The organism is Micromonospora sp. WMMD714 (genome assembly GCF_029581315.1).
Taxonomy (GTDB): Bacteria; Actinomycetota; Actinomycetes; order Mycobacteriales; family Micromonosporaceae; genus Micromonospora; species Micromonospora rifamycinica.
Genome location: NZ_CP120744.1, coordinates 3,779,870 through 3,793,836, shown reverse-complemented (window position 1 = coordinate 3,793,836; position 13,967 = coordinate 3,779,870). Strand labels below are relative to the sequence as shown.

2 protein-coding genes are annotated in these 13,967 nt (G+C 74.6%); both read right to left on the bottom strand.

Translation table 11 applies throughout. The features are described from left to right. Positions 1 to 57: 57 nt before the first annotated feature. Positions 58 to 4,818: a type I polyketide synthase gene (locus O7625_RS16810; RefSeq protein WP_282339788.1), complete on the bottom strand. Its 4,761-nt coding sequence runs from the start codon at positions 4,816 to 4,818 to the stop codon at positions 58 to 60. A gap of 31 nt (positions 4,819 to 4,849) precedes the next feature. Beyond that, complete coding sequence (locus O7625_RS16805; protein WP_282339786.1) at positions 4,850 to 13,927, bottom strand: type I polyketide synthase; 9,078 nt, start codon at positions 13,925 to 13,927, stop codon at positions 4,850 to 4,852. Between the last annotated feature and the right edge of the window lie 40 nt (positions 13,928 to 13,967).

Below are 13,967 nucleotides of genomic sequence, written 5' to 3'. Positions count from 1 at the left end.
GGAACCTCACCAAACTCGTTGCCAGCGGGACACGTCGCTCCGGGAGCCGGGGGCGGCTCAGGTCATCCCGAGTTCCTTGTCGATCAGGTCGAACACGTCGTCCGCGGAGGCAGTTTCGAGCCGGTCGACCAGGGTGGTGCCCGTGGTGGTGCTGAGGGTCTCGTTGAGCTTCGCCAGCAGCGACTGGAGTCGGCCGGTGACCCGGTGGCGTTCGATCTCCTCCGGCGTCAGGCCGGCGACGGTGACCTCCAGCCGGTCCAGCTCGGCGAGCAGGCCACCGGCGGTGTCGCCGGTGTAGCCGAGTTCGGTCCGGAGCTGGTCGGCCAGCGCGGTCGGGTTGGGGTGGTCGAACACCAGGGTGGCGGAGAGCCGGACGCCGGTGGCGGCGCTGAGCCGGTTGCGCAGCTCCACGGCGGTCACCGAGTCCATGCCGAGTTCCTTGAACGCGCGCTGCGGCTCGACCAGTTCGGCGTCGCCGTAGCCGAGGACGGCGGCCACGTTGGTGCGGACCGTCTCCAGCAGCAGGGCGCGCTGCTCGGCCTCGGGCAGCGCACCGAGCCGGTCGACCAGCGCCGACGACGACGCCGGGTCGGCGGCCCCGGCCGGCTCGGGTGCGGCGTCGGGCAGCTCGGCGAGCAGTGGTCGCGACCGGGCCAGGGTGTAGATCGGGGTGAACCGCGTCCAGTCGACGTCGACGACGACGAGGTGACTCTCGTCGTGGTCGAGGGCCTGCCCGAGCGCCCGGACGGCGAGCCGGGGGTCCATCACGCCGACGCCGAGCCGGTCGAGGTGTGCACCGACCTCACCGCCGGCCATCCCACCGCCGCCGCCCCAGCTTCCCCAGGCGACCGAGGTCGCCACCGCACCCCTGCTGCGCCGCCGGTGCGCCAGCGCGTCGAGGAACGCGTTCGCCGTCGCGTACCCGGCCTGACCGGCACTGCCCCAGACCGCAGCTCCGGAGGAGAACAGCACGAACGCGTCCAGCGGCCGGTCCGCCAGCAACGCGTCGAGGTGCACCGCACCGAGCACCTTCGCCCGGCACACGTCGGCGAAGTCGTCGAGGCCGGTCTGCCCGAGCGGCACCTCCGGGTGCAGCGCCCCGGCGGCGTGGAAGACGCCGGTCAGCTCGTCACCGAGGTCGGCCAGCAGCGCGGCGACCGCCTCCCGGTCGGCCACGTCACAGGCCACCACCTCCACCCCCGGATACCGGGCCGTCAACGCGGCCGCGCCGGGGGCGGCCGGACCACGCCGGCTCGCCAGCACCACCCGCTGCGCGCCCTGCCCGATCAGCCACTCGGTGACGTGCCCGCCGACCCCGCCGGTGCCGCCGGTGACCAGCACCGTGCCGCTGGCCCGCCAGTGCCGCCCGGGCGCCCCGGTCACCGGGTGACGGACCATCCGGCGGGCCAGCGGACCGGCCGGCCGCAGCGCCACCTGGTCCTCGCCGCCGCCGGTCAGCACGTCGACCAGCCGGTCGACGGTCTGCGGCGTCCAGTCGGCGGGCAGGTCGACCAGGCCGCCCCACCAGCCGGGATAGTCGAGGGAGAGCACCGTGCCCAGCCCCCACAGCGCACCCTGGGCCGGGTCGGCGACCGGCTCGAACCGGTCGACGCCGACCCCGCCGGCGGTGACGCACCAGAGCCGGCCGGTGAAGTCGGCGGCGGCCAGCGCGTGCACCAGCGACACGGTGGCGGTGACCCCGGCGGACAGGCCGACGCCCAGCGGGTCGGGGCCGTCGTCCAGGGCGAGCAGGGAGAGCACCCCGGCGGGGGCCTCCCGGCCGGCGTGGTCGGTGCCGGTGACGGTGACCACCTCGGCGCCCCGGGCGGTCAGGCCGTCGGCGAGCGTACGCAGCCGCTCGTCGTCGGCCAGCGCCGCCGGGGCGACCACCCACCACGTGCCGGTGAGCCGCCCGCCGGCGGGCAGCTCGGTCGGCCGCCACGCCACCCGGTACCGCCAGCCGTCCACGGTGGCGACGTCGCGCTGCCGGGACCGCCACGACGTCAGGCCGGGCAGCACCTCGCCGACCAGGGCGGTGTCGACGCCGAGGCCGTCGGCGAGCAGGTCGACGTCGGCGCGTTCCACCGCGTCCCAGAACCCGGCGTCGGTGCCGGCGGTGGCCGGGGCGTCGGCGGTCGGCGCGATCCAGTAGCGCTGGTGCTGGAAGGCGTAGGTGGGCAGGTCCGCCCGGCGGGTGCCGGGCAGGGCGGCGGCCCAGTCCACGTCGACGCCCCGGACGTGCAGCTCGGCCAGGGAGGTGAGCAGCCGGTCCAGGCCGCCGTCGTCGCGGCGCAGGGTGCCGGTGACCACCGTCGGCTGGTCCGCCGACTCCAGCGTCTCCTGCATGCCCATGCCGAGCACCGGGTGCGGGCTGACCTCCACGAACCCGGTCCAGCCCTGCCCGGCGAGAGAGCGGATCGCCGGGTCGAACCGGACCGTGTTGCGGAGGTTGTCGTACCAGTAGCGGGCGTCCAGGGTGGCGGTGTCCACCCAGTCGCCGGTGACGGTGGAGAGCATCCGGATCGTCCCGGTACGCGGGTTGATCGGGGCCAGGTCCTCCAGCAGCCGGTGCTCCAGCCCCTCCACCTGCGCCGAGTGCGAGGCGTAGTCGACGGCGACCTGCTTGACCCGGATCCCCTCCTCGGTGAGCGCGGCGACGAGTTCGCGCAGCGCCTCCGGGGTGCCGGAGACCACCACCGAGCTGGCGCCGTTGACCACGGCGAGGGAGATGTCGCCCGCCCACCGGGCGATCCGCTCCTGCGCCCGGTCGGCGGGCAGCCCGATCGAGACCATCCCGCCCCGACCGGCCAGCTTCTCGCCGATGGCCCGGCTGCGCAGGGTGACCACCCGCGCCCCGTCGGCGAGGGAGAGTCCGCCGGCCACGCAGGCGGCGGCGATCTCCCCCTGCGAGTGGCCGACCACCGCGTCGGGTTCGACACCGTACGCCCGCCAGGTGGCGGCGAGGGAGACCATCATCGCCCAGAGCGCGGGCTGCACGACGTCCACCCACTCCAGCGACGGCGCACCGGGCACCCCGCGTACCACGTCGAGCAGGTCCCAGTCGACGTACGCGCGCAGTTCGGTGGCGCAGCGGCGCATCTGGTCGGCGAAGACCGGCGAGGAGTCCAGCAGCGCGGCGGCCATGCCGACCCACTGGGCGCCCTGGCCGGGGAAGACGAAGACGACCCGCCCGGTAGCGTCGGCGGTGCCGGTGACCGAGGTGGCGGACGGCTGGCCCTCGACGACCGGGACGAGCCCGGCCCGCAACTGCGGCAGGTCGCCGCCGAGCACCACCGCCCGGTGGCCGAGCCGGGCCCGGCCGGCGAGCGTACGGCCCACGGCGGCGGCGTCGGCGGGCACGGCGTCCAGGTGCGACAGCAGCCGCTCGGCCTGGGCGCGCAGGGCGCGTTCGGTGTGCCCGGACAGCACCCACGGCAGCACCGCCGGGGTGGCCGGCTGCTCGTCCTCGTCGGCCGGGGTCACCTCTTCGAGGACGACGTGGGCGTTGGTGCCGCTGATGCCGAACGAGGAGACCGCGCAGCGCCGGGCCCGGCCGGTCTGCGGCCACTCGACCGGCTCGGTGAGCAGCCGTACCGTGCCGGGTGACCAGTCGATCTCGCCGCTGGGCTCGTCGACGTGCAGGGTGCGGGGCAGCACCCCGTGCCGCATCGCCTGCACCATCTTGATCACCCCGCCGACCCCGGCGGCGGCCTGCGAATGGCCGATGTTGGACTTCAGCGAGCCGAGCCAGAGCGGCCGGTCGGCGGGGCGGTCCCGACCGTACGTGGCGAACAGCGCCTGCGCCTCGATCGGGTCACCGAGCCGGGTGCCGGTGCCGTGCGCCTCTACCGCGTCGATCTCCTGGCCCGCGAGCCGCGCGTTGGCCAGCGCCGCCCGGATGACCCGCCGCTGGGAGGGGCCGTTGGGGGCGGTCAGGCCGTTGGACGCGCCGTCCTGGTTGATCGCGGAGCCGCGGATGACGGCGAGCACCGGGTGGCCGTTGCGCCGGGCGTCGGAGAGCCGCTCCAGCACCAGCGCACCGGCGCCCTCGGCCCAGCCGGTGCCGTCGGCGGCGGCGGCGAACGACTTGCACCGGCCGTCGGAGGAGAGCGCCCGCTGCTGGGAGAACTCGATGAACGCGCCCGGGGTGCCGATGACGGTCACCCCACCGGCGACGGCGAGCGACGACTCCCCGGAGCGCAGCGACTGACAGGCCCAGTGCAGGGCGACCAGCGACGACGAGCAGCCGGTGTCGACGGTGACCGCCGGCCCCTCCAACCCGAGGGTGTACGCCAGCCGGCCCGAGACGATGCTGCCGGCACCCCAGCTGTTCGGGTAGTCGTGGTAGACGACGCCGGTGAACACGGCGGTGGGGCTGCCCTTGAGCGACGACGGGTCGATGCCGGCCCGCTCCAGCGCCTCCCAGGACGTCTCCAGGAACAGCCGCTGCTGCGGGTCCATCTCGGCGGCCTCGCGGGGCGAGATGCTGAAGAAGGTGGGGTCGAAGTCGCCGGCGTCGTAGAGGAAGCCACCGGTCCGGGTGTAGCTGGTGCCGGGGTGGTCCGGATCCGGGTCGTAGAGCCGGTCGAGGTCCCAGCCCCGGTCGGTGGGCATGCCGGAGATCGCGTCGGTGCCGGCGGCCACGAGGTCCCAGAGGGCGTCGGGCGAGTCGACCCCGCCGGGGTAGCGGCAGCCCATCCCGACGATGGCGATCGGCTCGACGGCGCGTTCCTCGACGTCGCGGAGCCGTTCGCTGGTCTCGTGCAGGTCGGCGGTGACCCGGCGCAGGTAGTCACGAAGCTTCTGTTCGTTGGACATCAGGAACCCATTCCTGGACGGAGCCGACGGATCATGAGGTGCCGAACTTGCTGTCGATGAAGTCGAAGAGGTCGTCGTCGGAGGCCGTGTCGAGATCCTCGGCGACGCTGGCGACCTCGGCCGGACGCTGCCCGGCGGTCCAGGCCGCGAGCAGGGCCTTGAGCCGCTCCCCCACCCCGGCCCGGGTGCTCTCGTCGAGGGCGGCCACCGCGTCGGCGTCCAGGGTGGACAGCGCGGCCTGGAGCCGGTCGAGGTCGTCGAGCAGGGTGACGCCCCCGGCGTCGGCGGGCACCAGCTCGGTGAGCAGCTGCTGGGCCAGCTCGGTCGGGGTCGGATGGTCGAAGACCAGGGTCGCGGGCAGCCGCAGCGCCGTCTCGGTGGCGAGCCGGTTACGCAGCTCGACGGCGGTCAGCGAGTCGAAGCCGGCCTCCTTGAACGCCCGCTCGGGGTCGACGTCGGCTCCGGAGGCGTACCCGAGGACGGCGGCGACCTGGTCGCGGACCAGGGCGAGGACGGTGTCGAGGCGGTCCGGGGACGGCATCGCGGCGAGCCGGCCGGCGAGGTCGGCGGTCGCGGTGGCCGGGACGGCCGGCTCGCTCTCCGGCTGGGCGTCGGGGAGCGCGGCGAGCAGTGGCCGGGGCCGGGCCAGGGTGTAGATCGGGGTGAACCGGGTCCAGTCGATGTCGGCGACGACGAGGTGGCTCTCGTCGTGGTCGAGGGCCTGCCCGAGCGCCCGGACGGCGAGCCGGGGTTCCATCGGCGGGGTGCCCTGCCGGCGGAGGTGGGCGGTGGCCTCCCCGTCGGCCATCCCGCCGCCGGCCCAGCTTCCCCAGGCGACCGAGGTGGCCACCGCACCCCGGCTGCGCCGCCGGTGCGCCAGCGCGTCGAGGAACGCGTTCGCCGTCGCGTACCCGGCCTGACCGGCACTGCCCCAGACCGCGGCACCCGAGGAGAACAGCACGAACGCGTCCAGCCGCCGGTCCGCGAGCAACTCGTCGAGGTGCACCGCACCGAGCACCTTCGCCCGGCACACCTCGGCGAACTCGGCCACGCTGGTCTCCGGCAGCGACTTCTCCTGGTGCAGCACCCCGGCGGCGTGGAAGACGCCGGTCAGTTCGTCACCGAGGTCGGCCAGCAGCGCGGCGACCGCCTCCCGGTCGGCCACGTCACACGCCACCACCTCCACCCCCGGATACCGGGCGGTCAACTCGGCCGCACCGGGGGCCGCCGGACCACGCCGGCTCGCCAGCACCACCCGGTCGGCGCCGTGGTCGAGCAGCCATCCGGTGAGCTGACCGCCGATGCCGCCGGTGCCGCCGGTGACCAGCACGGTGCCGCCGGGCTGCCAGCGCCGCTCGGGGCTGCCGGCGGCGGGCCAGCGGACCAGCCGGCGGGCCAGCACCCCGGCGGTACGCACGGCCACCTGGTCCTCCGCACCGGCGGCGAGCACGTCGGCGAGCCGCTCGACGTGCCCGTCGGTCCAGTCGGCGGGCAGGTCGACCAGGCCACCCCAGGAGTGCGGGTACTCCAGGGACAGCACGGTGCCCAGCCCCCAGAGCGCGCCCTGGGTGGGGTGCGGCAGGTCCTCGAACCGGTCGACGGCGACCCCACCCGCGGTGAGGCACCAGACCCGACCGGCGAACTCGGTCGCGGTGAGCGCCTGGATCAGCGCCACGGTGTCGGTGACGCCGACGGAGAGGCCGGCGCCGGTGGCGTCGGGGGTGTCGTCGAGGGCGAGCAGGGAGAGCACCCCGGACGGGGTGTCCCCGTCGGGCAGCACGGTGCCGGTGACGGTGACGACGTCGGCGCCCCGGGCGGCCAGCCCGTCGGCGACGGCCCGTACCCGTGCGTCGTGGCTACCCGGGTCGGCGAGCCCGTCCGGGCGTCCCCCGGTCGACCCGGCCGGTACGACGAGCCACCAGGTGCCGGTCAGCACACCGCCGACGGGCAGCTCGGTGGAGCGCCACACCATCCGGTAGCGCCAGTCGTCCAGGGTGGACGCGTCCCGCTGCCGGGACCGCCAGGCGGCGAGGCCGGGCAGCACCTCGGTGACCACGCCGGGCGCGACGCCGAGGCCGTCGGCGAGCAGGTCGGTGTCGGCCCGGTCGACGGCGTCCCAGAACCCGCCGTCGGCGGTGTCGGTGCCGGCGGTGCTGGGGTCGGGCTCGATCCAGTAGCGCTGGTGCTGGAAGGCGTAGGTGGGCAGGTCGACCTGCCGACCACCCGGGTTGACCGCCGACCAGTCCAGGTCGACCCCGCTGACCCACGCCTGCGCCATCCCGGTGGCGTACGCCTGCACCTGCTCCCGGTCCCGACGCTGCAACGCAACCGCCACCGTGTCGTCCACACAGTCCGCGACCATCGCGGTGAGCACGCTGTCCGGCCCGATCTCGATGAACCGGGTCACACCCCGCGCCGCCAGAGCAGCCACCGCGTCGGCGAACCGTACGGTGCCCCGCACCTGACCCTGCCAGTACCCGACCGAACCCAACTCATCGTCACCAGCCAGGTCACCGGTCACCGTCGACACCAGGGGGATCTGCGCCGGGCTCGCGGTGACACCCGCCAGAATCTGCCCATAGTCGGCCAGCATCGGGTCCATCAGGTGCGAGTGGAAAGCGTGCGACACCCGAAGCCGCCGCGTCTTCACCTCCAGGGAGGCCTCCAGCGCCGCGACCTGCTCCTCGGTCCCGGACACCACCACCGACCGAGGACCATTCACGGCCGCCACATCGACGCCACCCAGATCCAACTCACTCAACGGCGCGGCCACCGCCAGCATCGCCCCACCAGCCGGCAGCGCCTGCATCAGGCCACCCCGGGCCGCGACGACCCGACACGCGTCCGCCAGGGACCACACCCCGGCCACATGCGCGGCAGCCAACTCACCGATCGAATGACCCGCCACGAAGTCCGGCTTCAACCCCCACGACTCGGCAAGACGGAACAGGGCCACCTCGACCGCGAACAGGGCCGGCTGAGTCCACCCCGTCTCGTCGAGGACACCCTCCGGATCGGTGAACATCACCTCCCGCAGATCACCGTCGAGCAACGGCCCGAACGCCGCACACACCTCGTCCAGGGCCTGCGCGAACACCGGGAACGCCGCCGCCAGGTCACGGCCCATCCCGACCCGCTGCGCGCCCTGACCGGTGAACAACACCGCCGTCCGACCGGCGACGACCCGACCCGACCCGACACCACCGGCAGCCAGGGCCTCCAGACCGGAGACGAGACCAGCAGCGGAACCACCGACCACCACACCCCGGTGGTCCAACGCCGCCCGACCGACAGCGAGAGAGTGCCCGACGTCGACGGGACGCTCATCGGTGAGGAAGTCCGCCAGCCGGGTCGCCTGGGCCGCGAGGCCGGCAGTGGAACGGCTGGCCAGCGGCCAGAGCACCACCGGCGGCTCGGGGGCCTCGACCGGTTCGACGGACCCGACCGGCGGGGCCTCCTCGACGATCACGTGCGCGTTGGTGCCGCTGATCCCGAACGACGACACCCCGGCCCGACGGGGCCGCTCCCCCACCGGCCAGTCCACCGGCTCGGTCAACAGCCGGACGTCCCCGGCCGCCCAGTCCACCTGCCGGGACGGCGTAGCCGCGTGCAACGTGCGCGGCAGCGTGCCGTGCCGCATCGCCATCACCATCTTGATCACCCCGGCCATACCCGCGGCGGCCTGGGCGTGGCCCATGTTCGACTTGATCGAGCCGAGCCACAGCGGCCGGTCCCGGTCCCGGCCATAGGTGGCGAGCAGCGCCTGGGCCTCGATCGGGTCACCGAGGGTGGTGCCGGTGCCGTGCGCCTCGACCGCGTCGACCTCGTCGGGGGTGAGCCGGGCGTTGGCCAGCGCCGCCCGGATCACCCGCTGCTGCGCCGGCCCGTTCGGCGCGGTCAACCCGTTCGACGCCCCGTCCTGGTTCACCGCCGAACCCCGGATCAACCCGTACACCCGGTGCCCGTTGCGTTGGGCGTCGGAGAGCCGCTCCAGCACCAGCACACCGACCCCCTCGGACCAGCCGGTGCCGTCGGCGTCGTCGGAGAACGACTTGCACCGGCCGTCCGGGGCGAGCCCCCGCTGCCGGCTGAACGCCACGAACGGGGTGGGGTTCGCCATCACCAGCACACCGCCGGCGATGGCGGTGCCGCACTCCCCGGCCCGTAGCGCCTGGCTGGCCAGGTGCAACGCGACCAGCGACGAGGAACAGGCCGTGTCGACGGTCATCGACGGCCCTTCGAAACCGAACGCGTACGACACCCGGCCGGAGATCACCGACGCGGAGCTGCCGGTGCTCAGGTACGCCTCCGACTCGGCGGGGGCGAGGCCGAGCAGGTCGCCGTAGTCCTGGGCGCCGGAGCCGACGAAGACGCCGACCGGGCTGCCGCGCAGCGCCTCCGGGTCCATGCCGGCCCGTTCGCACGCCTCCCAGGTGACTTCGAGCATCAGCCGCTGCTGCGGGTCCATGGCGATCGCCTCGCGCGGCGAGATGCCGAAGAACTCGGCGTCGAACGCGCCCGCCTCGTAGACGAAACCGCCGGAGCGGACGTAGCTGGTGCCGGGCCGGTCCGGGTCGGTGTCGAAGAGCGCGTCGGCGTCCCAGCCCCGGTCGACGGGGAACGCGCTGATCGCGTCGGTGCCGCTGTCGACCAGCCGCCACAGGTCCTCCGGGGACCGCACCCCGCCGGGGTAGCGGCAGCTCATCCCGATGATGGCGATCGGCTCGTCGGGGTCGGACCCGGTGCTGGCCGGCGTCGCGGTGGCCGGGCCGGTGCCGCCGACGAGTTCGTCGTACAGGTGGCGGGCCAGCACGGCGGGGGTCGGGTGGTCGTACACCATGGTGGCCGGCAGTCGCAGCCCGACGGCCGCGTCGAGGGCGTCGCGCAGCTCCACGGCGGTCAGCGAGTCGAAGCCGAGTTCCCGGAACGGCCGCTGGACGTCCACGGTGGTCGTCGCGTCGTAGCCGAGGACGGCGGCGACCCGGGTGCGGACGGTGTCCAGCAGGTACGGCAGTCGGTCGGCGTCGGGCAGCCCGGCCAGGACGGAGGTGTCGGCCGGCACGTCCGGTACGACGGTCGCCGGGGTCTGGTGGGCCTCGGGGAGCGCGGCGAGCAGCGGCCGGGGCCGGGCCAGGGTGTAGATCGGGGTGAACCGGGTCCAGTCGATGTCGGTGACCACGAGGTGGCTCTCGTCGTGGTCGAGGACCTGCTGCAACGCGCCGAGGGCGAGACGCGGCTCCATCGGCGGGGTGCCCTGCCGCAGCAGGTGCCCGGTGGCCTGGTCGTCGACCATGCCACCACCGGCCCAGGTGCCCCAGGCCACCGAGGTGGCGGTCCGGCCCCGGCGGCGGCGCTGGTGGGCGAGGGCGTCGAGGAAGGCGTTGCCGGTGCCGTAGGCGGCCTGCCCGGCGCTGCCCCACACCGCCGCGCCAGAGGCGAACAGCACGAACGCGTCGAGTGGCCGGTCGCCGAGCAGCGCGTCGAGGTGGGTCGCGCCGAGAACCTTGGCCCGGCACACCGCGGCGAAGTCGTCGAGGTCGGTCTCGCCGAGCGGGGCGGGGTCGTCGAGCACCCCGGCGGCGTGGAAGACGGCGGTCAGGTCGTCGCCGATCCCGTCGAGCAGCGCGGCGACGGCCTCCCGGTCGGCCACGTCGCAGGCGACGACCTGCACGCCGGGCAGCCGGGCCGCCAGGTCGGCGGCCCCGGGCGCGGCCGGGCCGCGCCGGCTGGCCAGCACCACCCGCTCGGCGCCCCGGTCGAGGAGCCAGGCGGTGAGGTGGGCGCCGATGCCGCCGGTACCGCCGGTGACCAGCACCGTTCCGGTGGGCTGCCAGCGCCGCTCGGGGCTGCCGGCCACCGGCCAGCGGACCATCCGTCGGGCCAGCACCCCGGCGGTACGCAGGGCGACCTGGTCCTCGCCGCCGTCGGCGAGCACGTCGACGAGCCGGTCGAGGAGGCCGGGCGTCCAGTCGGCGGGCAGGTCGACCAGGCCGCCCCACCAGTCGGGGTAGTCGAGGGAGAGCACGGTGCCGAGGCCCCAGAGCCCGGCCTGCGCGGTGTGCGGCAGGTCCTCGTACCGGTCGACGGCGACACCGCCGGTGGTGAGGCACCAGAGCCGGCCGGTGAAAGCGGCGGCGGCGAGGGCGTGCACCAGGCGTACGGTGCCGGTGACCCCGGCGGACAGCCCGGCGTCGTACGGGTCGGGGGTGTCGTCGAGGCCGAGCAGCGACACCACCCCGGCGGGGGTGCCCCGGTCGGCGAGGGCGGCAGCGCCGCCGGTGGACAGGTCGGTGGCGGTGAGCCGGGTGACGGCAGCGCCGCGGGCGGCGAGCGCGTCGGCCAGGGCGGTGGCCCGAGGGTCGTCGGCGGGGGCATCCGGCGTGACGATCCACCAGTCGCCGGTCAGCTCCGGCCCGGTGGGCAGGCCGGTGTCCCGCCACACCACCCGGTACCGCCAGCCGTCGGTGACGGTGGCCGGAGCGGCGGTGGGCGCTTCCAGCCAGTAGCGCTGCCGGGCGAAGGCGTAGCTGGGCAGGTCGACCTGGATGCCCGGGTTGACCGCCGACCAGTCCAGGTCGACGCCGCTGACCCACGCCTGCGCCATCCCGGTGGCGTACGCCTGCACCTGCTCCCGGTCCCGACGCTGCAATGCGATGGTCACCGCGTCGTCCACGCAGTCGGCGACCATCGCGGTCAGCACGCTGTCCGGGCCGATCTCGATGAACCGGGTGACGCCCCGGGCGGCGAGGGTGGCCACCGCGTCGGCGAACCGCACGGTGCCCCGGACCTGGCCCTGCCAGTACCCGGCCGAGCCGAGTTCGTCGTCGGTAGCCAGGTCACCGGTGGCGGTCGACACCAACGGGACACCCGCCGGGTTGGCGGTCACGCTGTCGACGATCCGCCCGTAGTCGGCCAGCATCGGATCCATCAGCTGCGAGTGGAACGCGTGCGACACCCGCAACCGGCGCGTCTTCACCTCCAGCGACGCCTCCAACGCCGCGACCCGCTCCTCGGTCCCCGACACGACGACCGCGCGGGGACCGTTCACCGCCGCCACGTCCACGTCACCCAGATCCAGCTCCGCCAGCGGCGCGGCAATCGCCAACATCGCCCCACCGGCCGGAAGCGCCTGCATCAGACCACCACGCGCGGCCACCACCCGACACGCGTCCGCCAGCGACCACACCCCGGCCACATACGCGGCAGCCAACTCACCGATCGAGTGACCCGCCACGAAATCGGGCTTCAACCCCCACGACTCCGCCAGCCGGAACAATGCCACCTCGACCGCGAACAACGCCGGCTGCGTCCACCCCGTCCGATCGAGCACCCCGTCCGGATCGGTGAACATCACCTCCCGCAGATCACCGTCGAGCAGCGGCCCGAACGCCGCACACACCTCGTCCAACGCCGCCGCGAACACCGGGAACGCCGCCGCCAGCTCACGACCCATCCCCACCTGCTGCGCACCCTGACCGGTGAACAACACCGCCGTCCGACCGGCGACGGTCCGACCCGACAGGCCACCACCGGCAGCCAGCGCCTCCAGACCGGAGACGAGACCAGCGGCAGAACCACCGACCGCCACCCCCCGGAACTCCAGCCCGGCCCGACCCGCACCCAACGAGAACCCCACGTCCACCGGGCGCGCGTCGGTGCCGGCGGCGAACTCCGCGATGCTGGCGGCCTGCCGACCCATCCCCTCGGGCGAGCGCCCCGAGACCGGCCAGAGGGTGACCGGCGGGGTCGGTCCGGGTTCGGCGTCCTCGACGGGAGGGGCCTGTTCCACGATGAGGTGCACGTTGGTGCCACTGATCCCGAACGCCGACACGCCGGCCCGACGGGGCCGCTCCCCCACCGGCCAGTCCACCGGCTCGGTCAACAGCCGGACATCCCCGGCCGCCCAGTCGACCTGCCGGGACGGCGTAGCCGCGTGCAACGTACGCGGCAGCGTGCCGTGCCGCATCGCCAGCACCATCTTGATCACCCCGGCGACCCCGGCGGCGGCCTGGGCGTGCCCGATGTTCGACTTGATCGAGCCGAGGAAGAGGGGGCGGTCCCGGTCCCGGCCGTAGGTGGCCAGGATCGCCTGGGCCTCGATCGGGTCACCGAGGCTGGTGCCGGTGCCGTGCGCCTCGACCGCGTCCACGTCGGCGACGGAGAGCCGGGCGTTGGCCAGCGCCGCCCGGATCACCCGCTGCTGCGCCGGCCCGTTCGGCGCGGTCAACCCGTTCGACGCCCCGTCCTGGTTCACCGCCGAACCCCGGATCAACCCGTACACCCGGTGCCCGTTACGCCGGGCGTCGGAGAGCCGCTCCAGCACCACCAGGCCGGCGCCCTCGGACCAGGCCGCGCCGTCGGCCCCGTCGCCGAAGGAGCGGCACCGGCCGTCCGGGGACAGCGCCCGTTGCCGGCTGAACTCGACGAAGAGCTGCGGGGTGGCCATCACGGCGACCCCGCCGGCCAGGGCCAGCCCGCACTCCTCCTTGCGTAGCGACTGGCAGGCCAGGTGCATCGCCACGGACGACGACGAGCAGGCGGTGTCGACGGTGATCGCCGGTCCCTCCAGGCCGAGGTTGTAGGCGACCCGGCCGGAGACGAGGCTGCCGGAGGTGGTGCTGTCGACGTAGTCGTGGTGCATCACCCCGACGAAGACGCCGGTGGCGCTGCCCTTCAGGGCGAGCGGGTCGATGCCGCCGTGCTCGAACGCCTGCCAGGCCACCTCCAGCAGCAACCGTTGCTGCGGGTCGGTCTCCACCGCGTCCCGGGGGCTCATCCCGAAGAAGCCCGGGTCGAACTCGGCCGCGTCGTGCAGGAATCCGCCGTGCCGGGTGTAGCTCTTGCCGGGCCTGCCGGGTTCCGGGTCGTAGACCCCGTCGACGTCCCAACCCCGGTCGGTGGGGAAGCCGGAGATGGCGTCGGTGCCGTCGGCGACGAGCCGCCACAGGTCCTCCGGCGACCGGACCCCGCCGGGGTAGCGGCAGCCCATGCCGACGATCGCGATCGGCTCCTGGTCCCGGCCCTCCACCTCACGCAGCCGCCGGTTGGCCTGTTGCAGCTCGGCGGTGGCGCGCTTGAGGAAGGTCCGGAGCTTGTCGTCGTTCGCCATCGTTCACACCAATCTTTCCCGCGCCGCAGGTTCGTCGGAG